At 67.7% G+C, this 22,253-nt stretch carries 18 protein-coding genes and 1 pseudogene; 11 read left to right on the forward strand and 8 right to left on the reverse strand.

All coding sequences use genetic code 11. The annotated features are described in order from the left end of the window. Positions 1 to 91: 91 nt before the first annotated feature. From TVH25_RS11505 to TVH25_RS11515, 3 genes and pseudogenes are all read left to right on the forward strand, one after another. Positions 92 to 1,660 (forward strand): annotated as a pseudogene (locus tag TVH25_RS11505) (PD-(D/E)XK nuclease family protein); the annotation flags it as partial. Beyond that, a complete protein-coding gene (locus TVH25_RS11510; protein WP_422424207.1) occupies positions 1,657 to 5,052 on the forward strand; it encodes an ATP-dependent helicase in 3,396 nt (1,131 codons plus the stop codon). The pseudogene TVH25_RS11505 and the gene TVH25_RS11510, both read left to right, overlap by 4 nt. Positions 5,053 to 5,136: 84 nt before the next feature. Next, positions 5,137 to 7,128 carry a hypothetical protein gene (locus TVH25_RS11515; protein WP_422424208.1) on the forward strand — a complete coding sequence of 664 codons (1,992 nt, stop codon included), beginning with the start codon at positions 5,137 to 5,139 and terminating at the stop codon, positions 7,126 to 7,128. A 519-nt stretch (positions 7,129 to 7,647) separates the two neighbouring features. Here the strand turns inward: TVH25_RS11515 and TVH25_RS11520 are convergent. Beyond that, positions 7,648 to 8,394: a MerR family transcriptional regulator gene (locus TVH25_RS11520; RefSeq protein ID WP_422424209.1), complete on the reverse strand. Its 747-nt coding sequence runs from the start codon at positions 8,392 to 8,394 to the stop codon at positions 7,648 to 7,650. A 113-nt stretch (positions 8,395 to 8,507) separates the two neighbouring features. Between TVH25_RS11520 and TVH25_RS11525 the strand changes: the two genes are divergently transcribed. Together TVH25_RS11525 and TVH25_RS11530 are read left to right on the forward strand one after the other, a co-directional pair. Then, complete coding sequence (locus TVH25_RS11525) at positions 8,508 to 9,725, forward strand: erythromycin esterase family protein (RefSeq protein ID WP_422424210.1); 1,218 nt, start codon at positions 8,508 to 8,510, stop codon at positions 9,723 to 9,725. A gap of 180 nt (positions 9,726 to 9,905) precedes the next feature. Further along, complete coding sequence (locus TVH25_RS11530; RefSeq protein WP_422424211.1) at positions 9,906 to 10,586, forward strand: alpha/beta fold hydrolase; 681 nt, start codon at positions 9,906 to 9,908, stop codon at positions 10,584 to 10,586. Between the two features lie 9 nt (positions 10,587 to 10,595). On the opposite strand, the gene TVH25_RS11535 is transcribed toward TVH25_RS11530, so the two are convergent. Beyond that, the gene (locus TVH25_RS11535; protein WP_378528816.1) at positions 10,596 to 10,997 is read right to left on the reverse strand and encodes a DoxX family protein; all 402 of its coding nucleotides are present in this window, start codon (positions 10,995 to 10,997) and stop codon (positions 10,596 to 10,598) included. A 116-nt stretch (positions 10,998 to 11,113) separates the two neighbouring features. Here TVH25_RS11535 and TVH25_RS11540 point away from each other — a divergent pair, with 116 nt between their 5' ends. Together TVH25_RS11540 and nudC are read left to right on the forward strand one after the other, a co-directional pair. After that, positions 11,114 to 12,202, forward strand: coding sequence for a potassium channel family protein (locus TVH25_RS11540; protein WP_169619726.1), 1,089 nt, complete (start codon positions 11,114 to 11,116; stop codon positions 12,200 to 12,202). Positions 12,203 to 12,212: 10 nt separating this feature from the next. Next, a complete protein-coding gene (gene nudC, locus TVH25_RS11545; RefSeq protein WP_169619725.1) occupies positions 12,213 to 13,112 on the forward strand; it encodes an NAD(+) diphosphatase in 900 nt (299 codons plus the stop codon). 9 nt (positions 13,113 to 13,121) lie between these two features. On the opposite strand, the gene TVH25_RS11550 is transcribed toward nudC, so the two are convergent. Beyond that, complete coding sequence (locus TVH25_RS11550) at positions 13,122 to 13,376, reverse strand: mycoredoxin (protein WP_169619724.1); 255 nt, start codon at positions 13,374 to 13,376, stop codon at positions 13,122 to 13,124. Between the two features lie 130 nt (positions 13,377 to 13,506). On the opposite strand from TVH25_RS11550, the gene TVH25_RS11555 reads away from it, so the two are divergent. After that, entirely contained in the window at positions 13,507 to 15,642 is a 2,136-nt protein-coding gene (locus TVH25_RS11555) for an ATP-dependent DNA helicase UvrD2 (protein ID WP_422424212.1), read from the forward strand. Here the strand turns inward: TVH25_RS11555 and TVH25_RS11560 are convergent. Further along, the gene (locus TVH25_RS11560) at positions 15,631 to 16,008 is read right to left on the reverse strand and encodes a VOC family protein (protein WP_378528818.1); all 378 of its coding nucleotides are present in this window, start codon (positions 16,006 to 16,008) and stop codon (positions 15,631 to 15,633) included. The genes TVH25_RS11555 and TVH25_RS11560 overlap by 12 nt on opposite strands. A 176-nt stretch (positions 16,009 to 16,184) precedes the next feature. Between TVH25_RS11560 and TVH25_RS11565 the strand changes: the two genes are divergently transcribed. After that, positions 16,185 to 16,322, forward strand: coding sequence for a hypothetical protein (locus TVH25_RS11565; protein WP_296549960.1), 138 nt, complete (start codon positions 16,185 to 16,187; stop codon positions 16,320 to 16,322). Positions 16,323 to 16,495: 173 nt separating this feature from the next. After that, positions 16,496 to 16,750 carry a WhiB family transcriptional regulator gene (locus tag TVH25_RS11570; protein ID WP_206036567.1) on the forward strand — a complete coding sequence of 85 codons (255 nt, stop codon included), beginning with the start codon at positions 16,496 to 16,498 and terminating at the stop codon, positions 16,748 to 16,750. Positions 16,751 to 16,769: 19 nt separating this feature from the next. On the opposite strand, the gene TVH25_RS11575 is transcribed toward TVH25_RS11570, so the two are convergent. The 3 genes from TVH25_RS11575 to TVH25_RS11585 form a co-directional block, all read right to left on the reverse strand. Further along, a complete protein-coding gene (locus TVH25_RS11575; RefSeq protein WP_169619720.1) occupies positions 16,770 to 18,095 on the reverse strand; it encodes an ABC1 kinase family protein in 1,326 nt (441 codons plus the stop codon). Beyond that, positions 18,092 to 18,991, reverse strand: a complete 900-nt coding sequence (locus tag TVH25_RS11580) for a hypothetical protein (RefSeq protein WP_422424213.1) — start codon at positions 18,989 to 18,991, stop codon at positions 18,092 to 18,094. Before TVH25_RS11580 ends, TVH25_RS11575 begins: the two co-directional genes overlap by 4 nt. 93 nt (positions 18,992 to 19,084) lie before the next feature. Next, entirely contained in the window at positions 19,085 to 20,521 is a 1,437-nt protein-coding gene (locus TVH25_RS11585; protein WP_169651715.1) for a zinc-dependent metalloprotease, read from the reverse strand. Between the two features lie 87 nt (positions 20,522 to 20,608). Between TVH25_RS11585 and TVH25_RS11590 the strand changes: the two genes are divergently transcribed. Then, complete coding sequence (locus TVH25_RS11590) at positions 20,609 to 21,631, forward strand: PDZ domain-containing protein (protein ID WP_422424214.1); 1,023 nt, start codon at positions 20,609 to 20,611, stop codon at positions 21,629 to 21,631. 5 nt (positions 21,632 to 21,636) lie between these two features. Here the strand turns inward: TVH25_RS11590 and TVH25_RS11595 are convergent, their stop codons facing one another. Further along, entirely contained in the window at positions 21,637 to 22,242 is a 606-nt protein-coding gene (locus TVH25_RS11595) for a PPA1309 family protein (protein ID WP_296549954.1), read from the reverse strand. Between the last annotated feature and the right edge of the window lie 11 nt (positions 22,243 to 22,253).

The raw sequence follows: 22,253 nt of genomic DNA on the forward strand, positions 1-22,253 counted from the left end.
GACACGGGTGACTGTGGCGCGTGCTCGGTGCTCGTCGACGGTGAGGCGGTGCATTCGTGCGTCTATCCCGCCGTCCGGGCCGAGGGGCGCGGGGGGGCCCCCGGGGGCGGGGGGGGGGCCCCCCCCCCCCCGCGACCTCGACGCTGTCGTGGCATTGTTCGACGCCGCCGCCGACTACGTCGACCGCCTACCCCGCGCGCAGATCGCAGGATTCGTGGATTACCTGACCGAGCAGGAGATTCCCGGCACCGTGCGCACGCGGTTGGTCGCCGAGACCGAAGCGGTGACGGTGGTCAGCGCGCATTCCGCCGCCGGGCGCGAATGGGATGTCGTCGTGGTCGCCGGTGTGCAGGAAGGCTTGTGGCCGAGTCTGCGGGCGCGGGGCACGCTGCTCGGCATCGAATCGCTCATCGATGCGGTGTCGGGTGCCGACGGAGGCGAGCATGCGTCGGTGCGGTTGTCGCGCATGGCACCACTGCTCGCCGACGAGCGCAGGCTGTTCCTCGTCGCCTGCAGCCGAGCCCGCACACACCTGGTGGTCACCGCGGTCGATTCGGTGAGCGGCGATACCGAACTCGTACGTTCGCGGTTCGTCGACGAACTGCTCGGCGGCGACGATTCCGATGCGGTGCCCGACCCCGAGTTGCCCGAAGAGGTGCGCATCCGGGTGCTCGCGTTGCCCGCGCTCGTCGCCGAACTGCGCAGCGTGGTGTGCGATCCGCTGGTTGCCGAACACGAACCGGAGCGGCAGCGCACGGCGGCCGCGCAACTGGCCCGGCTCGCCCGCGCGGGCGTGCGCGGTGCCCACCCCGACGAGTGGTACGGCACTTCCGATCCCAGTACCGCGGCGCCGTTGTGGGATCCCGACGACGACGCGGTGCGGTTGTCGCCGTCCACCGTCGAACAACTCGTCACCTGCCCGCTGCGATGGATGTTCGAGCGGCACGGAGGTGCCGACGGCGAGAACAGTCACGCCGTCACCGGCACGCTCGTCCACACGCTCGTGCAGGCCCTCGCCGGCCGTATCCCGCCCGAGCGCATCGATCAGGCTCTCGAAAAGGCGTGGGATTCAGTCGATTTGGGGTCCGAGTGGTATGCGAAACGTGAACTCGAGCGCACCCGCCGCATGCTCGACACGTTCTCGACCTGGCTGCAGGGCACGCGCAACGACCTCACCGAGATCGGCGTCGAGGTCAGTGTCGACGGAATACTCGAACCCCCCTCCGACGACCTGCCGCGCGTGCGGCTGAAAGGTCGCATCGACCGGCTCGAACGCGACCCCGACGGCCGGCCCGTCGTCGTCGACGTCAAGACCGCGAAGAACCCCGTGTCCAAGGACGCCGCGCGCGACCACGCACAGCTCGCCGCGTACCAGGTGGCGGCTGCTGCCGGAGCGATCGACGGGGAACCGGCGTCGCCGCCCGGCGGTGCCCGGCTGGTGTTCGTGGCCAAACCTCACAACAAGGAAGGCGCGACCCAGCGTTTACAGCCGCCCCTCGACGAGGAGGGCCTCGCCCACTGGCGCGAGGTGATCCACGAGGCGGCCGCGGCGACGCAGGGACCGCAGTTCCTCGCGCAGGTCAACGACGGCTGCCGGCATTGCCCGGTGCTGTCCAGTTGCCCTGCCCACGACGAAGGAAGGCAGGTGACGGACGGATGACCACCCCCGCAGTGAGTGCCGCCCGGCTGGCCGAGGCGCTCGGACAACATCCACCGACCGACGAGCAGGCCGCCGTCATCGAAGCGCCCATGGGGCCCGTGCTCGTCGTGGCGGGTGCCGGAGCAGGCAAGACGGAGACGATGGCCGCACGGGTGGTGTGGCTCGTCGCCAACGGGCTTGTCGAACCGGAACAGGTGCTGGGACTGACCTTCACGCGCAAGGCCGCCCAACAGCTCACCGCCCGCATCCGAACCCGTCTCGCGAAACTCGCAGGCTCGGCCCTGATCCGGGATCTGGACCCGGAGGGAGGCCTGCGCGCCCGCATCCTCGCCGGTGAGCCCGAGGTGGGTACCTACCACGCGTACGCCGGCCGGTTGCTCGGCGAGCACGGCTTGCTGCTGCCGATCGAACCGACGGCAACGCTCCTGTCGGAAACGGAATTGTGGCAGGTCGCCCACCGGGTCGTCAGCGCGTGGGACGGCGAACTCGATACCGACCGCAGCCCGGCGTCGGTGACGGAGGCGGTGCTCGCGCTGTCCGGCCAGCTCGCCGAACATCTCGTCGAGCCGGAAGACCTTCGCGAGGCGCACACCGAACTCGACAAGCTGATCCATACGCTGCCGGCAGGGCCGGGCCAGCGCGGCGGACCGTCGAAAACGCTTCTCGGATACCTGGAGACACAGCACGACCGGTTGCAGTTGCTCCCGCTCGTCCAGCGACTGTCCGACACCCTCCGCAGGGAAGGCGCCCTGGACTTCGGCAGTCAGATGTCGCTCGCCGCGCGGGTCGCCCGCGATCATTACGAAGTGGGCGCCGGGGAACGCGAACGGTTCCGGGCCGTGCTGCTCGACGAATACCAGGACACCGGTCACTCGCAGCGCGTGCTGCTCGGATCGCTGTTCGGAGGTGCTCAGGACCCGAATCTCGCGGTCACCGCCGTGGGCGACCCAATGCAGTCGATCTACGGCTGGCGCGGCGCCTCGGCGGCGAACCTCCCGCGATTCGCCACCGACTTCGCGTTGCCGGGCGGGCGTCCCGCGCCCACCCTCGAACTGCTGACCAGCTGGCGCAATCCTCCCGAAGCCCTGGACCTCGCGAACGTCTCGTCCGAACCCCTGCGCGATCGTGGCGTGGCGGTCAGCCGCCTGCGGCCCCGGCCCGACGCCGTGCCCGGCGACGTGCGGTTGGCGCTGCACACCGACATCGACGCCGAGCGTAACTGGGTCGCCGACCGCATCGCCGCGGAGTACGCAGCCGCGCGCGAGGCCGGAAAACCACCGCCGAGTGCAGCGGTGCTGGTGCGGCGCAACGCCGACGCCGCCCCGATCGCCGAAGCCCTGCGTGCCCGCGACCTGCCGGTGGAGGTCGTCGGCATCGGGGGCTTGTTGCACACGCCCGAGGTCGCCGACCTGCTCGCCATGTTGCGGCTCGCGGCCGACCCGCTGGCCGGCAGTGCGGCCGTGCGTGTGCTGACCGGTGCCCGGTGGCAGATCGGCGCGGCCGATCTGAAGGCACTGTGGCGACGCGCCCAGACACTCGCCATCGCCGGTCGCTACGGAGTGGCCGGTGCCGTCACCGACCCCGATGCGCTCGACGAGGCACTCGATTCCTCGCTGCCCGGCGAATACGCCGACCAGGCGGGCCTGGCGGACGCCATCTCCGATCCGGGTGATCCGGGCCAGTACTCGGAATTCGGGTTCGCGCGCATCACCGCGCTGGCCCGCGAACTCGCCTCGCTGCGTGAGCGTCTCGGCCAGCCGCTCACCGAACTCGTTGCCGAGGTCGAACGGGTCCTCGGAATCGGTATCGAAGCGGAAGCGCGAGTCGGTGGTCGCGGCGGTATCGCCGGCCGTGAGCACCTCGACGCGTTCGCCGATGTGGTGGCGTCGTATGCGGCGCGCACCCACGCGACCCTCGGTGGACTGCTCGGCTACCTCGCGGCCGCGGAGGAGATCGAAAAGGGGCTCGCGCCGGGTGAGGTCGAAGTCGACCCCGAACGGGTGCAGATACTCACCGTCCATTCGGCGAAGGGGCTCGAATGGGAGGTCGTGGCGGTTCCGCACGTCACCGCGGGCGTCTTTCCGTCCTCGTCTGCCGCCGCGACGTGGCTGGGGTCCGTCACCGAATTGCCCCCACAGCTGCGTGGCGACCGCGCGATGCCGGGCGACGATCCGGGGTCGAGCACCGACGGGGTGCCGGTGCTCGAACTCGACGACATCTTCGATCGCAAGATGCTCGAGAACGCCATCGACCGCCACAAGGGTGCCCTCAAGAGTCGCAAGCTCGACGAGGATCGCCGGTTGTTCTATGTCGCGCTCACCCGCACCGAGCGTGCCCTGTTCGTGTCGGGTCACCACTGGGGCGATACGGGGGCCGAACCGAAGGGCCCGTCCGAGTTCCTCGAGGAGATGCACGAATTGGTCTCGGCGCGAAGCGAACTGGGGACGATCGAGGTGTGGGAGCCGGCACCAGAACCCGGTGCTGCCAACCCCATGACGGAGTCACCCCGCAGTGCCACCTGGCCTCGCGACCCGCTCGGTTCGCGTCGTGCCGACGTCCAGCGGGGAGCTGCGCTCGTGCTCTCGGCACTCGACGCCGGCGAACCGAATCCGCCCGGCAGCAGCGAGGACGATCCGGACGACTGGGCAGCCGACGTCGATGCGTTGCTCGCCGAACGGGAACAGCGGTTCGAACGGGCCGCCGAGGTGATGCTCCCGGCCCAGCTGTCGGTCAGCCAACTGGTCGACCTCGCGACCGACCCGGAGGCGCTGGCAGCACGTCTGCGTCGTCCGCTGCCGTTCCGGCCGAACCCGCTGGCGCGCCGGGGTACCGCCTTCCACGCGTGGCTCGAACGCCGTTTCGGCGCAACGCGTCTGCTCGACCTCGACGAACTTCCCGGCGCCGACGACGAAGGCGGCGACGAATCCCACTTCGAGCGGCTGCAAGAGGCGTTCCTGCGGTCGCCGTGGGCTGCCCGCAACCCGGTCGAGGTGGAAGTCCCGTTCGAGACGTCGCTGGGCGGCACCGTCATCCGTGGTCGCATCGATGCGGTGTTCGAGGATCCCGACGGAGGCTGGACGGTCATCGACTGGAAGACCGGTGCCGAGCCCGACGCGGACGCACTGGCGTCGGTCGGTCTGCAGCTGGCCGCATATCGGCTGGCGTGGGCGCAGCTCATGGCGGCCCGCATCACACGCATCACCGGGCGACCGGCCGAGCCTCCATTGAACAAGGTGCGTGCGGCATTCCACTACGTCCGTACGGGCCGCACCGTCGCACCCGGAGATCTCCCCGGCGCGGCCGCGATGGAACAGCTCGTGCGGGGTGCCGGGGACGACCCTGCCGGGGATGCCGGACAGCAGATAACCTCACCGCACAATGAAATCGTGTGACGCGAAGATCATCTAGGGGCACGAATGGGTCAGCACGCAACTGAGCAGGTAATTCCACTACCATGGGCGTCCCGGAGTTCAGCCATGCCCTATCTGCCCGGCGGCAGCGACCGCCAAGTGGAATTACTGGACCACCTTCTAGAGCAAATCGACGCCAATGGGGGATACGCAGCAGCGCTCATCGACCGTGGAGACGGTGTCGAGCGACCGATTCGAGAGGTAGTACGAAACCTGACCGCCTCAGGGCTCCTGACCCGCGCGGACCGGGATCAGTACGCCGTCTCGGAGGAAGCCCGCGCCTGGCGACAAAGCGGAGACCCCGTAGACCTGATCAAGATCTTCCACCGACACATCAGACTGATAGGGGAACTCCTATACGAGCTTTCGGGCGGCCCGAGAACAGTACGTGAGCTGACCGAGGTCGCTGCTGAAAAATACCAGCTGCCTTGGACAACCCTCGACCAGGTCCGGCGCCGTCTGGGCTGGTTCATCTGTGCAGGAATGGTCGAGTACAAGACGAACACACAGGTCCGGCTCACCGACACCGGCCGAGACCGGCTCGATCGATTCGCACTCGGTGGCCCCGAGGCACCCACCGCGACTCAGGCCGTCGAGGTCGACACACCGGCACCGCCTGCGGCCATCGCTGCCATTGTCGACGAGCTCAGTCCCGAGGCGCTCGCCGCTCGACGCGCGGTACTCGGATACGTTCCACGTGGCGCCACCGACACCGACATCGTGCAATCAGTGACATTGTTGGTAAACGCATGCTCGCCAACCATCACGCGACAGGATCTCATGTCGTTTGCCCAGCAGAAGTTCGGAGTGGCAGAAAGCTCCTTCGCCGCAGTGTTGACGACTTTGACCCTGTCCGGGCTCATCGAGCAGACCGGTTTCAACGTCTATTCTCCGACGCCAGAGGGTTCGGCATGGCTCGAGGAGTCGACGGCTCTGAACCTGACCCTGATCTTTCATGCCAGATATCTATTCGTTCTCGAAATTATCCCGCTCCTATCGGAATTCGACAAGGCTCCCGACCTCGCCAGAGCCGCGCATCAGCACTACGGATTTGGCCGTGTCGACGTAGGTGGCATACGAACTCGTCTCCAGATCCTCAAAGCCGCAGGACTGATTTATGAGCGAGCGAACTGGCGCTACCAGGCGACACCCCTTGGTGAACGGATTGTCCACGATGTCGCGCTTCAGGAACCGCACGATGCTGACGTCCCGGTCGCCGTGGTTCGGGACGACTCTCGCGAGTCGACCTCACAGACCGAGATCCTGTGTCAGGAGTTGCAAGCGGCGGCACTTGCAGCCGAGGCCCCGGTTCGACTGGAACGGGCTGTCGCGGATGCCTTCGCAGTCTTGGGGTTTGACACTCGGCATATCGGTGGGGGAGGGAAGACCGACGTCATTGCCACAGTTGACGGACCTTATCTCAAGCCGGTACGTGTCATCATCGATGCCAAGGCTGCGCGGAGCGGAATCGTGAACGAGAACGCGGTGTCCTTCGACACTCTCGCCGAGCACAAGAAGAGCCACGAAGCGAACTTTGTGGCCCTCGTCGGACCAAGTTTCGAGGCCGGCCGAGTCCGCAGCCGTGCAGCATCAGCAGGAGTCGAGCTGATAACCACGGACCAACTCGTCCAGGTCCTTCGCCGCCATGCAAAGACACCGCGATCGGCCAGCACCTACCTCGGCCTGGTCGATCCGAGTCCAACGGCTAAGAAATCCTTGGAGAACGGATGGTCACAGGCCGAACGCCGTATCGAGTTGTTGACTCACGTCGTCGCTGTCCTCGATCAAGAATCACGCCAAGCAGATGAGGTCACCCATGGCGCCCTATCGGCGGACCAGATTTATCTGATCGTCCGAGACGAGATCGACCCTCGGCCGTCACCGAAAGATATTGAGAGTGTTCTGAGTTTGCTCGAACATCCGCTTATCGAATCAGTTCAGCGAATCGCTGTCGGAAACGGGAAAGCGAGCAGCTTCCATCTTGTGGACTCGAAGACCCTAGTTACGGAGAAGATCGCTGCTCTGGCGAGAAACATTGGTCGAGACGAAATGGAGTGAAGCCTCGCCGCGTGCTCCGAGCCTATCTAGATGCACATGAAGCGGACGATGTTCGGGGTGGGGACTCGGTCGATATCGGCACCGGTGCTTGCTTCGAAGTAGTTCTCGCGTATTCGGTGCCAGCCTGGTGTGGCGCCATGGTCGAGGCGTACGCCGATGAGTTCGACTTGCTAGTTCTGGAACGCACGCACTTCGACCGGCGTCGAAGCTCCTGGCCACGGTGAAGTCGTACCGCAGCGCCACCGCGAAGTACAACCGCGCCCCATGCAATTGCAGCTCGAACCTTGAGAAGTGCATCCAACTCGTGGCGTGCTTCGAACGCTGGGACAACCTCGACTCCAATGGAAAGTCCACCCCGCGCCCCAACTGTTCCCTGTGCAGCCGGAGTACGAGTGGATAGACCGCGAGCGCTGCCCATGCTCCCCCGGAGAGAAGAAGCCGCAATCCGACCCCTCGGAATACTCAGCACCTCGGGTGCGACGGTGCGACCCGTACGGACGTAGCGGCCTGGTGACGGCCTCAAGCGAGCGCGCCACGATCCGCACGAGTACAACGATCGCCAAAGCCATCGACCGCGTTGCCGAGGAGGGACAGGTAGGCGTCGAGTGTCCCCGCGCCGGCAAGGAGGTCCCGGCTGCGCACAGCCAGCCGCGCCTGCCAGGAGTCGAGGAACCGGCTCAGTGCGTCCGCACCGCCCGCGTCGCGCAGCGATGCGAGGAACCGGGCGACCTGGCGCAGCGGGTAGCCGCCCCGGCGCAACTGTCGTGCGATCTCGGCGTCGTGCACGGACTCGGCACCGAACATGCGGTAACCGGTCGCGCGATCGCGTTCGGGCCGGAGGATTCCCTGGGACTCCCACGCCCGCAGCGTCGCCGCGTGAACTCCGAGCCTTCGTGCCAGTTCGCCCACCGTGAGGGGCCGGCCCGGGACGGAAGCAGGTGCCGTCGCGGTGAGACCACCGAGAACCGTCGCGACCTCTGTTCGGGTGTCGCGTTCGGCGAGCACCTCGACGTGTGTCGCGTCGATCAGTCGGTAGGCGGACTCGGTGTCGTGCCGATTGACCGCACGCATGATGTCCGTCGCTCGCCGGTGCCCGTGTCCGCGCCGCAACGTGAGGAAGGTCCGCAGAGCCTGCGCGTGAAGAGGGGTGTAATACCGGTAGCCGGCCTCGGTGCGCCCGGTCGGCGGGAAGATGCCCGCATCGTCGTAATTGCGGATCGCCTGTGCGGACAACCCGTGTTCGCGGGCGAGGTCGACGGGCCGCATCGTATTTCCTTTGTTTGAGGCTTGGATCTCCCTGTCGTGGGCCGATAGGAGACAACCTTCACCCGATTCTTCAACGATAGCGTCGAAGGCAGGTTTTCCCGGAAGGAGAATTCATGTCTACGACCACGTCGCCGACCGAGATCTGCCGGCAATTGGACACGCCCGGAGATCTGGGAAGCGCGTTCGACGAGTTGCTTGCCACGCGGCAGGAACCCCCGAGCCTGCTCGCCCACGGCGAGCCGACCCACGGAATCGCTGCATTCCCGTTGCTGCGCAACGAACTTCTCTGTCACCTCGTCGAACGCGGATACCGCTCGATCGTGCTGGAGACCGATGTCCTCGCCGCTTCTGTCGTCGACAACTATGTCGGGGGCGGGGCAACGGAGATCGACGATGTCCTCGAGCGCGGTTTCAGTCATGGTTTCGGCCGCGTCCCCGGCAACCGCGAACTCGTCGAATGGCTCCGCGGTTACAACACCGGTCGTCCCGCGCGGGATCGGGTGCGCTTCTACGGATTCGACGCCCCGGTGGAATTCTCCGGCGCACCCAGCCCACGACACGCACTGTCCGTCGTTCTGGAGTACCTGCCCGCTGCGCTGCATCCGGACTCGGCCGGGGACGTCGACGGACTGCTCGGCGACGACGCGGACTGGACGAACCCGGACGCGATGCGCGACCCGGCTGCGTCCATCGGGGACTCCGAGCGTGCTCGCGCCCTGCGCCTGGTCGCGGACGACCTCGTCAGCGTGCTGCGCCGCGCAGCGCCCGTCCTCGCTCCCACCGATCCGGTGGCGTACGACGATGCCCTCGCGTACGCGCACACCGCGCGGGGTCTGCTTCGCTACCACGCGGCCATGGCCCACACCGCATCGGACCGCATCGCCACCCTGCTCGGCCTGCGCGCCGCCATGATGGCCGAGAACCTTCTCGCGATCGTGTCCAAGGAGAAGGGCCGTGGGCCGAGCCTGGTGTTTGCGCACAACGCCCACCTCCAGCAGATGCAGTCGTCTATGCCGGACGGCGACGAGGGAGCGATATGGCCAAGTGCCGGTGCGCTCGTCGGCTTTGCTCTCGGAGAGCGCTACATGTTCGTTGCCGCGGACGCCGGGCCGCACCCCCGTCCAGGCACCCTTCAGGGCACACTCGCCGAGGCGACCGCACGGCGCGCCCTGTTCCCTGCGAAACCCTTGCACGCTGCCCTTCCGCGCTCGCTCGGCACGGGCGAACCCATTGTCCGAGGACATATTCCGCTGAGTCCGGCCGACGTGGAGCGCGCCGACGCGATCGTCTTCGTTGCCGACACCGACGGGCACCAGCACCAGTACTGGTAACGCGCCACATCGATGACGCGCAGACCAGAGGCACATCCGCGGTCTGCATCAGGTGGACACGAGGCTCAGGCCCGTGAAAACCCGCTGGCCCGTGAAAACCCGCCGGCCTGTGAAACCCGCTGTGCGGGGCCCCCGCGCGCCGTTACGCTCGTAGGCACCGTTCGACGGAAAGGGGCGGCCGTGTCGACCTTTGTGCTGTTGCCGGGAGCAGGGTCGGACTCCTGGTACTGGCACCGGGTGGTGCCGATGCTCGAGGGACGCGGGCACGACGCGCTCGCCGTCGATCTCCCGTACGCCGACGACAACGAGAACCAGGACTCGTACGCAGACCTCGTGGTTGCGGCGCTCCGCGACGCTCGCAGACCCCTCGTGGTGGTGGCCCAATCGATGTCGGCGTTCACCGCCGTTCGCGTCGCAGAGCGGTGTGCTGTGGACGAACTCGTGCTGGTGGCACCGATGATCCCTGCGCCCGGCGAATCACCGGCGCAGTGGTGGGGCGACGTCGGGCACGAGGATGCTCAGCGGAAGCAAGCCGTCGTAGACGGACGGGACCCCGATGCACCACTCGACATACGGGAGTTGTTCTTCCACGACATCCCGGACGCCGTCACCGAGGAAGCGTTCGCCCACGAGGAGACGCGCCTGTCGGACGCGGCGTTCGAACCGTCCTGGGATGCCGAGCGGTGGCCCGATGTTCCGGTGCGGGTTGTCGCAGGCCGACGCGACCGGCTGTTCCCGCTCCCGTTCCTGACAGATCTGTCCCGTGCGCGCGTCGGTGTCGAGCCGGTGGTCGTCGACTCGGGACATCTTGTGGCACTTGCACGCCCGTCCGAACTCGTCGACATCCTCCTCGGCCCGTAGCGCACGGGGTCAGCGGCGGTGAGCCCCCGGGGCGAGGCGACGCACCTCGAGGGCTGCGGTGACGAGAGGGATCTGCAGCGGCAGTCGTGCCACCGCGACGGCCTTTGCCACCGGTGAGATCCGGTCGCTGCGCAGCCACGTGACGGCCATCTGCGCGTTCGCAGGGAACACCGCGAGAAACAGCGCAGCAGCCAGCGCGCCACCCGTCCGGCGGGTACGCGGCACCACGAGCGCGAGCCCGACCCCGAGCTCGGCGACTCCCGAGACGTAGGTGTAGGTGCGGGCGGAACCGGGCAGCGCGCGGGGGACGATGCCGTCGAAGGGTTGCGGTCGGACGAAGTGCATCGTGCCTGCGCCGAGGAGCAATGCGGCGAGCCGCAACGCCGGTCGTCGGGACGGTTGGGTGGACATGGGCGCCACAGTAGCGGGCGGCGCGTAGGCTGCGATCCGGAATCGATGGCCGTCCGGCATCGCTACGGTGTAAGTGAGGTCCCCCCTGGGGACCGAGACGAGGTGGAGTAGGCACGATGCCCGGTAGATTGCGTGCGAGGTTCAGTCGCTCCGATCAGCTCACCGAGCGTCCGGACTTCGCTTTGGTGGGCGTCCTCCGGGTGCCGGAAGAGCAGACGAGTCCCGGAATCGCGATTGCGCGTCGCATCGGTTACGCCTTCGCGGCGCTGCTGTTCGCGGTGGTGGTCGTCTACCTCGACCGCGACGGGTACCGCGACGCCCAAGGCAACGCGTTGTCGTTGCTGGACTGCCTCTATTACGCGACCGTGTCGCTGTCGACCACCGGGTACGGCGACATCACTCCCTTCACACCCGAAGCGCGCCTGATCAACGTTCTCGTGATCACCCCGCTGCGGGTGTTCTTCCTGATCGTGCTGGTCGGAACGACGTTGTCGGCTCTGACCGCGAGTTCACGACAAGCATTCAAGATCCAACGATGGAGGCGCCGCGTGCGTAATCACACCGTCGTCATCGGCTACGGCACCAAGGGCCGTACCGCCGTCGACGCCATGCTGGGCGACGGTGTCGCCCCATCCGACATCGTGGTGGTGGACACCGATCCCGTCGTCCTGGAATCCGCGGCCGGGCAGGGGTTGGTGACGGTCCAGGGTTCGGCGACCAAGTCGGACGTTCTCCGCCTCGCGGGTGTGCAGCACGCCGCCGCTGTCATCGTCGCCGCGAACCGCGACGACACCGCGGTGCTGGTGACTCTGAGTGCCCGCGAGATCGCCCCCAAAGCCAAGATCGTCGCCGCGATCCGCGAGTCCGAGAACACGCACCTGCTACGGCAGTCCGGTGCCGACTCGGTGGTCATCTCCTCCGAGACCGCGGGCCGCCTGCTGGGTATCGCTACGACGACACCCAACGTGGTCGAGATGATCGAGGACCTGCTCACCCCCGAAGCCGGATTCGCCATCGCCGAACGTGACGTGGAACCGTCGGAGATCGGCGGTTCGCCGCGACACCTCAAGGACATCGTCCTTGCCGTGGTGCGCGACGGCCGGATGTGGCGGATCGGCTCGCCCGAGGTGGATGCGGTGGAGGCCGGCGACAAGCTGCTCTACATCCGGCTCGTGGGCACGCAGCCGGGCGCGATGCGCGGCTAGTGTGCTCGAAGTGACCAGTTTCTCTCTGTCCGGTACCCCACTCCTGTCGCGCACCGTCGTCGAGCGCGCCGAAGAGCTTCGCTCCGACGAGGACGCGCTGCGGGCGGGGTGGGCGGACGCGAAACTCCTGAAGGTGGACCGACGGGGACAGGTGCCCGTGGCGGACGGGGCACTGGTGTTCCGTGCCGCCGCGGAACTCGGCCCCGAGCCGGCCCCCGGGGCGGTGTTTCTCGGTGTGCGCGACGAGCGGCACGTGTGGGCCGTCCGCGTACTCGCACAGACGGGAGAGGTTGCGGACCTGCGCAAGGTCGGCGACGCACTCGACGACGCGGACGCGGACCTGATGGTGAGTGCGGTGGCCTTGCTCAACTGGCACGACCGGGCAGGGTTCAGCGCGGTCGACGGTTCCGTCACCGAACCCACCATGTCCGGATGGTCGCGGATCAGTTCCGAGACCGGGCACGAGGAATTCCCGCGCACGGACCCGGCGGTCATCTGCCTGGTGCACGACGGCGGCGACAGGGTGCTGCTCGGGCGTCAACCCGTGTGGCCGGAGCGGCGCTTCTCCGTCCTGGCAGGATTCGTGGAGGCGGGCGAATCGCTGGAATCGTGTGTGGTGCGGGAGATCCGCGAAGAAGTCGGCGTCGACGTGCGTGACATCCGCTACCTCGGAAGCCAGCCGTGGCCGTTTCCGCGGTCGTTGATGCTCGGGTTCGCGGCCGTCGCCGACCCCGCTCAGCCCCTGGAATTCCGGGACGGCGAGATCGGCGAGGCGCGATGGTTCACTCGCGACGAGGTGCGGAACGCACTCGAGGCCGGCGACTGGGCGTCGGCCGACGAGGTGCCTCTGCTGCTGCCGGGCTCGATCTCCATTGCCCGGGGCATGCTCGAAGGATGGGCCCGGGGCTGATCCGGGCTGTTACAGACCGAGCGCGCGCTTGACCGCCGACAGCGGCGGGTTGGTGGCGGTGGTGCCGTCTGCGTACTTGACGGTCGGCACGATGTGGTTGCCGTCGTTGACACTGCCGACGAATTCCGCTGCCGAGGGATCGGCCTCGATGTCGATCTCGGTGTAGGCGATGCCGTTCTCGTCGAGCTGCTTCTTCAGACGCTTGCAGTAGCCGCACCACGTGGTGGAGTAGACGGTCAAGGCGGGTGCATCGGTGGTGGTCATGACTTGGAGAACATCACAGCCGCCGCGATCTGTTCCGACCGGTCCCCGAATGTGGTCGCGGACACAGCGGATATGCCTGCACAGGATGTGCGGCGTCGCGTTGTCGGTTCGCACTGTCATGATGGAGGCCATGCGTGTGGATGCGGTTGCGGACGGCCTGGACCCTCAACAGGCGGCGGCTGTGCGGGCGCCGCGTGGCCCCGTGTGTGTGCTGGCCGGCGCCGGGACGGGCAAGACCCGCACCATCACCCGCCGCATCGCGCACCTCGTCTCCGACGGGCACGTCGCCGCCGGCCAGGTTCTGGCAGTCACCTTCACCGCGCGGGCTGCGGGGGAGATGCGCTCGCGGCTCCGTGAACTGGGGGTCGGTGCACCGGGACCGTCGGTGCAGGCCCGCACCTTCCACGCCGCGGCGCTGCGGCAGTTGCGGTATTTCTGGCCGCAGGTCGTCGGCGACACTCCGTGGCAGTTGCTCGATCGCAAGTTCTCCGTCGTCTCGCAGGCAGCACATCGGTGCGGCTTCCCGACCGACACCGACACCGTGCGCGACCTGCTCTCGGAGATCGAGTGGTCCAAGGGGTCGCTGATCGCGCCGGAAGACTATCCGGCCACGGTCGCGCGGGTCCGCCGCGAGCCGCCGGCCGCCGCCGAGCGCGTCGCAGCGGTGTACGAGATGTACGAATCGCTGAAGTTCCGCGGCGACGAAGGGTTCTACCTGGACTTCGACGATCTGTTGTTGCACACGGCCGCCGCGCTCGAGGACAACACCGCTGTCGCCGACGAGTTCCGCGACCGCTACCGCTGTTTCGTCGTCGACGAATACCAGGACGTGACGCCGCTGCAACAGCGCGTGCTCGACGCATGGCTCGGGGACCGCGACGATCTCACCGTGGTCGGCGACGCCAACCAGACCATCTACTCGTTCACGGGCGCGTCGCCCAAGTACCTGCTCGATTTCTCGCGCCGGTTCCCCGACGCCACCGTCGTCCGGCTCGAGCGCGACTACCGCTCGACCCCGCAGGTGGTGGAACTGGCCAACCGCGTCATCGGCGAAGCCCGCGGGCGGATCGCCGGCACCCGGCTGAAACTGATCGGGCAGCGGCCGCCCGGTCCGGAACCCACGTTCGCCGAGTACGACGACGAACCCGCGGAGGCGAAGGCGACCGCGAAGGCCATCGCAAAACTGCTGCGCGACGGCGTGCCGGCGTCGGAAATCGCGGTGCTGTACCGGATCAACGCGCAATCGGAAGTGTACGAGCAAGCCTTCACCGAGACCGGCATCCCGTATCAGGTGCGCGGCGGCGAGGGGTTCTTCAACCGCGCCGAGGTGCGGCAGGCGATCAACGCGCTTCGGCAGGTCGACGCGCGCAACGACCTGCCCGACGGAGCCGATCGCGGCAGCCATCTCGTCACGCTGGTCCGGGCCACGTTGGTGCCGCTCGGCCTGACCGACACCGAACCCACCGGTGCGCAGGCCCGGGAACGGTGGTCGTCGCTGGTGGCGCTGGTCCAGCTCACGGAAGAACTGCTCGAGCACGAACCCGAGCTGACCCTCACCGGTCTGCTGCGCGACCTCGCGGCCCGCGCCGAATCGCGGCAGCCCCCGACGGTGCAGGGCGTGACTCTGGCATCGCTGCACGCCGCGAAGGGCCTCGAGTGGGACGCGGTGTTCCTCGTCGGGCTCACCGACGGCACCCTGCCGATCACCCACGTCACCGGAGACAAGGACACCCCTCCGGACGAAGCGGGTATCGAGGAGGAACGCCGTCTGCTCTACGTCGGCGTCACCCGCGCCCGGGTGCACCTGTCGCTGTCGTGGGCGTTGGCGCGCACCGAAGGCGGGCGCCGCTCACGGCGGCGGTCCCGCTTCCTGAACGGGTTGATCCCCGACAGTTCTCCGGCGTCGAAGATCGTCGAGCCGGCCTCACCGAAGAAGAAGCGTCCGCAGTGCCGGATCTGCGGTAAGCCGCTCCTGGGCACCACCTCGACGATGCTCGGGCGTTGCGAGGGCTGTCCGTCCGACCTCGACGAGGAACTGCTCGTCGCGCTGAAGGAATGGCGCCGCGAGCGATCGAAGGAGCTCAAGGTCCCCGCCTACGTCGTGTTCAGCGACAACACCCTGGTGGCGATTGCGGAGCAACAGCCGCGCGACGACCGCGCGCTCGTCTCGATTCCAGGCATCGGCGCGAAGAAGCTCGAGCAGTACGGCGCCGACGTGCTCGCGCTCGTGCGGGGCGAACGTACTTCGGCAACGCTAGATATCTAGGCCCACCGGCTCCACACAGAGGCAGAAGTGGTGGCCTGCGGGATCGCGGTACACCCGGAAGTTCTTTGTGCTCGACGGATCGTCGACGCGGGTCGCGCCGAGGTCGAGCGCGAGACGTTCGGCGTGCTCGAATTCGGGGACGTAGAAGTCGAGGTGGACGTGCACACTTTCGGAAGGCCAGCGCGCGGGCGTGAAATCGGGTGCGCGCTGGAATGCGAGCGAATTCGCGTCGTCGCGCGCGAGTTCGACCCAATCGTCGTCGTCCCGCGCGGTGGTCCAGCCGAGCAGGTCCCGGTAGAAGCCCGCGAGCGCGCGGGGATCGGGACAATCGAGAACCGATACACATTTCGTTGTCGACAGTGGCATGGCCGGGACTCTAGTCCCGCGTGAGGGTGCGAGCGGCGAATCGAACCACGCTCGACAAAAATTGGACAAAACCGCAGGTAGAAAATAACTTGTGCTGATCGCACCAGCATTACTATTGTGTATTGCATTGCCACGGGAGAAGCCCGTGCGTGACGACGAAAGCGAGGTGGCCCGTGATGATCAGCATCAATTATGCGGCCGTCGCTCCCGTCGTGGCGCGCGCCGCATCCGCCGCCGCCCCGCGCACATGGCGTCGGCGCGCAGCAGCCTTCTCGTCCGTGGCCGGACGACTCGTCGGGACACCTACGCGGTAGTCCCTTCCGACTCCAGGCCACGGACAACCGCCCAGCGGACCGTGGCCTTTGTCTTTTCGGCCGGAGTTCGCATCGCATCTCTTTCGATCGAACCTCTAGGAGTCCTCGTGCCGAGCGAAAACCCTTCGACCGCATCAGGTGTCGGCGAAAACACCCTCCGTGCGGGCGATCCTCTGCCCTGTCACGGTGACGATCCCGATCTGTGGTTTGCCGAGGCCCCGGCAGATCTGGAACTGGCGAAATCGCTGTGCGCCGGATGCCCCGTACGCGCGCGCTGTCTCGCCGCAGCGCTCGACCGCGAAGAACCGTGGGGAGTGTGGGGCGGCGAAATCATCCACCAGGGCGCGGTGGTCGCCCGGAAACGCCCCCGCGGGCGACCCCGGAAGACGGTCGTCGCCGAACCGCGAAAAGAACTGGTGTACGCCTGAATCGGCTGCCCGGCCCCGACTACTCCTCGGTAAAGCCGGGCAGCCATTCGGAGAGAATCGCCATATAGGGAGCCTGCGCGTCGAGTTGCGCGCAGATACCCACCGACCCGAGCAGAACGCGGAAGATGCTTGCGTATTCCGGTGGCAGGTTCAACGTCCGTGCAGTCCGGAACTGTGCACTCGAGAAATCCGTCGCGGTGCCCGCCACCTTCTGCAGCCACGCCCGCGTAAAATGGAACGACTCGGTCTGAATCGGGTCGGTGAAGGGCCGTAGGTAGTCGGCGATCTCCTGATCGGTGACAGTGCGGCCGGGGAGTACGAACTTCTCGTCGTAGAGCAGGGCGGTCAGCTCGTCGAAACGTTCCTCGAGGGCGAGTCGCACCATGCGCCCGAGCACCGGGGGGAATCCGTCCGGCATCGCGGCGGTGGCACCGAAGTCGATCACGCCGAGTCGTCCGTCCTCGAGCAACATGAAGTTGCCGGGATGCGGATCACAGTGCAGCAGACCGGCTCTGGCCGGACTGCAGAAGTGGAATTCGGCGAGGAGCGCCCCCGCGCGGTCACGTTGCTCGCGGGTGCCCTCGTTGATGATCACCGACAGCGGCGTGGCGGAAAGCCATTCCGTCACCATCACTTTCGGCGCACTGGCCACCACGCGGGGGATGAGAAACTTCTCGTCGCCGTCGAAGGCCCGCGCGAATGCCCGCTGGCTGTCGGCTTCGGTGCGATAGTCGAGTTCTTCCTCGGTGCGGGCGGTCAGTTCGTCGAGGAGCGCCCTGACGTCCGCGCCCGGCATCATGGTCGCGAATACTCCCGCGAACCGCGACAACGTCCGCAAGTCCGCGCGCAGTGCTTCGTCGGCCCCGGGGTACTGCACCTTCACGGCGACGTCGCGTCCGTCGGACCACACCGCGCGGTGCACCTGCCCGATGCTCGCCGAGGCCGTGGGCACGTCGTCGAAGGATTGGAATCGCTCGCGCCACTTCGTGCCGAGTTGCTGATCGAGCACACGGTGCACGGACTTGGCCGGAAGGGGAGGTGCTGCCGCCTGCAGCTTGGTCAGTGCCTCGCGATACGGCTCCGCGAATTCCTCCGGGACAGCGGCCTCCATGACACTGAGAGCCTGCCCGAACTTCATGGCGCCGCCCTTGAGCTCACCGAGCACCGTGAACAACTGCTCGGCGGCCTTCGCAGTCATCTCGGCGTCGATCTCGCCGCGATCACCACCTGCGAGGCGCCGGCCGAAACCTACAGCGGCGCGTCCGGCGATGCCCAGCGGGATGCTCGCGAGTTTGGCGGTACGCGAAGAGCTTCTGCGAGGGATGTCTGACACGCTCCCCATCATGCCTGAACGGGGACGGGGATAGTCGGGCAGTCGCAGTCGGGATGGCGGTGCCACCTGCGGGTGATGAGCTGTGTCCTGCGGATATCCCACTCGATCGTGCGGTCGAGGGCGAGCGCACCGGCGCCCGCGATCCGCGTGGGCGACGCAGTGTCGGCGAAGAACAGATCGAGTTGCGCCAGCGCGGCCGCGACGGTGGCGCCGATCACGGAGCGCTCGGCTCGTCCCTCCCGCCCGGACAACTGTGCCGCGAGCCGCGGCCACGACGGGTCGGCGTCGGTGCGAGCCAGGTCGGCGCAGCGCAGGCAGCTGGTACGGCCGGGAACAACGAACGGGCCGATGACGCCGCGGCCGTCACGTACGCGGACCGCCAGATGAGGGACCCGGTGGCGCATCAGGATCTGCACGAGACGCGGATCTGGCACCTGGGTGTCGGCGAGCACGACGCAGTCCGGTAGCCGGGTGGTGAGACCGGCGTCGTCGGTACGTGGAACCGACCGGAACCACCTCGTGTCCCACAGCGACAGATGCGGGGCGAGCGCGTGTGCGAGGGGCCCCGCCCCGTACAACCGCACGCACGGCGGAGACGACGCGGCCGCGATTGCGGGTCGCGCCGGCCGCACGGATCCGGCGCCGACCAGTTCGTCGAGGAGCGCCCGGACAGCGGGTGCCGGCAGGCCGCGCGCTGCGGCCGCCTCGACGACAGCCTCGTACGGCAGGCTCCCGTCCAGCAGTACGAGCAGGGCGCGGACATCGAACGCGTCCATACCGTCGGGCGGCACGACGACTGCGGCAGTGTCGGGACCCCACCCGTGCTGCACCGAACCGGCGGCTCGGTGCAGCACCAGCACATCGGGATCGAGGACGAGACCTGTGGCCGCCCGCACGGGGGATGTCATACGGGCAGCATCACAGGCATCCGGCCCGCCGCGGTCGCCCCCGACGATGTTGTCCACAGGGCGATCGCGGCTTCTATCAGCGACGACGTGGTGTCAGGAATTCTTTCCGGAATCGTCGTCCGGCTCGCGGTCGGCGGTGTCGTCCCCGCCGTCCTGATCCTTCTCGGCACGCTCGCGTTCCATCGTTTCGCGGAGCTGTGCGATCGGATCCTCGAAGGCACTGGTGCCTCCACCGATGACGCGGTCGACGAACGCGGCGGGATTGTCCAGATCCGACGAATCCGGCAACAGGTCCGGGTGCTCCCACACCTTGTCGCGCGCGTCCGCTCCGGCGTCGGTGGTGAGCCGACGCCACAGCGCGGCGGCTTCCCGCAGCTTGCGGGGACGGAGTTCGAGACCGACGAGGGTCGCGAAGGTCTGCTCGGCGGGTCCGCCGGTGGCCCTGCGGCGACGCAGCGTCTCGCTCAGCGCCGCCACACCGGGGAGCCGGTCGCCGAGGGCATCGATCACGACTGTCTCGACCCAGCCCTCGACCAGCGCGAGCATCGTCTCGAGTCGCTCGAGCGCTGCCAGTTGTTCGGGCGTGGTCTGCGGCTCGAAGGCACCCTGCTTGAGGATTTCCTCGATCTTGGACGGATCGCTCAGCGCGGACGGGTCGAGGCCTTGGGCCAGATCTTCGATCGACGACATGTCCATGCGAATTCCGCGGGCGTATTCCTCGACGATCGCGAGGAGCCGTTGGCGCAGCCACGGCACGTGGCTGTAGAGCCGCTGATGCGCGGCTTCCCGCGCGGCGATGAACACGAGGATTTCCTGGGCGGGTTGTTCGAGGCCCTCACCGAACTCCTCGATGGCGGCGGGCAGCAGGGCGGCGGTGCCGGCCGGGCCCAGCGGCAGGCCGATATCGGTGGAGGTCATGACCTCCTTGGACAGCTGGCCCAGTGCCTGACCGAGCTGGGAACCGAACGCGACCCCGCCCATCTGGGAGAACATGCCCATCATCGGTCCGGCCATCGCGCGGGCCTCCTCGGGCAGGCCCTGCAGCATCATGCCGTTGACCTGCTCGGCAATGGGATCGCACAGGCGCTTCCAGGTGTCGAGGGTGTTCTCGAGCCACTCGACGGGCGTCCAGGCGACGGTCTTGGTGGCGCCGGCGGGCAGCGTCGTCGCCGCGTCGAGCCACAATTCCGCGAGCCGCGACGCGTCGCGCACTGCGTCGGCCGTCCCCGCGGAGACGGGAGTGACCGAACCGATCTGCTGGCGCGCGAGCTTCGAGGCGATCTCGTAGTTCACGGGGCCGGCCCCGCCGGTGCCCATCGCGCTGCCCATCCCGGCGAGCATCTGGCCGAACTGGCTGAGCATCTGCCCGAACTGGGCGGGATCGAAGCCCTGCGCACCGAACGGGTTGTCGCCACCACCGCCGGGAAGGCCGAAGCCGAACGGCGACCCACCCCCGCTTCCTGAACCCTCGTCCTTTTTGCGGTCGGGGTCGTCGTCGGGATTCGAGAATCCGAAGGGCGTGTCACTCATGTTCTCAACGGTACAAGGCGCGCCGTCGGAGCACGGGCATCGTGGTCACGCTGACCGCGAACACGATCGGCCCGATACTCTGGCCGGGTGAATCGACGCTTCGTGATGCCTCTCGCCGTGCTGCTCCCGGTTCTCACCCTCGTCCTGATCGCATTCAATCTGACCGTTCCCTATGTCGCACTCGGTCCCGGGCCCACGTTCGACACGCTCGGCGACGTGGACGACAAGCCGGTCATCGAGATCGAGGGCGTCGAGACGGACGAGACGACGGGCAGCCTGGTGATGACGACCGTCGGCGTCACCGACAATCTCAACCTCGCGCAGACGGTGACGGCGTGGCTCAGCGGCCGGTACGGACTGGCGCCACGTGAGCAGGTGTATCCGCCCAACCGCAGCAAGGACGAGGTGCGAGCAGTCGATCAAGCCCAGTTCGCGCAGTCGGAGCGCAGTGCCGAACTCGCTGCTCTGCACTACCTGGATCTGCCCGTCATACTCCGGGTGGCCGAGATCGCGGACGACGCCCCCGCGTCGGGACATCTGCAGGTGGACGACCGGATCGTGGCGATCGCGGGTGAACCGGTGGAAACGGCCGGACAGGTACAGCGCGCCGTCGGAGCGGTCACTCCCGGCGAGAGCGTCGCGATCACCGTCCTGCGCGGCGACGCCGAGGAAACGATCGACGTCGTGGTGGGGGAGCGACCCGGAGGGGAGGGCGCGGGATTCCTCGGTATCGCAACCGAGGAGATTCCCGACGTGCCGTTCGAGGTGGTCTTCAACCTCGCCGACATCGGCGGGCCGTCGGCCGGGTTGATGTTCAGTCTCGCACTCGTCGACAAGCTCAGTCCCGGCGAGATCAACGGCGGGCTGAACGTCGCGGGGACCGGAACCATCGACTCCGACGGCATCGTCGGCCCCATCGGCGGCATCACCCACAAGCTCACCGCTGCGGACGAGGAAGGTGCCGAGGTCTTCCTCGTGCCCGCCGACAACTGCGCCGAGGCGCTCACCAACGAGCCGGACGATGTCCGGCTCGTCAGGGTCGAGACGCTGGAGGGCGCGGCCGCCGCGCGGGAGTCGATCGCGGCAGGCGGCGACGCGCCCACCTGCTGAGTCCGTCAGTCGTCGTCTTCTTCTGCTTCCAGGGTCGCGTACAGCGCTCCGACCACCTCGGGAGCGAGGTTCTCGTAGGTCCGCAATTCCGCCCCGGCGAACGGATCGTCGTCGTCGAGGGGACGGAGTTGCAGCAACGTCATCGCCGGCCCGTCCCGCAGCACCGCGGCGATGAGCCGCGCTCGTCTGCTGTCGGGGTGCGCGTGCGCCGCGAAGCGGGCCGCCTCGTCCACCGAGTGCGAGTCGGTGACGAGCGGAACCACCGCGTCGTCGAGGTCGGCTTCGGCGTTGGGCGGCAGGACCACGATCTCCTGAACGAGTGCGCAGCCCGCGACCGAGGAAGGCCAGCTCGTGGTCGCGAGGAACTCGCCGAGGGCCGGGCTTCCGCCCTCCACGTCCTCGGGAAACGCTTCCTGCGCGATCGGCGTGTACTCATGTCCCTCGTCGAGCTGGTCGCCGAGGCTCGGCTCCGACGCCGCGAGCAGCACGGTCGGTACCAGCGCAAACATGACGGGCGGCTGGTCCCATCCCTCGGCGTCGACGTAGTCGATGATCTCGTGGACCGTACGCGACAGGGCGGCTTCGGAAGGAACGGGAAGGTGCTGATTCACACGCCTATCCT

The organism is Rhodococcus sp. 7Tela_A2 (assembly GCF_049311045.1).
GTDB lineage: Bacteria > Actinomycetota > Actinomycetes > Mycobacteriales > Mycobacteriaceae > Rhodococcus.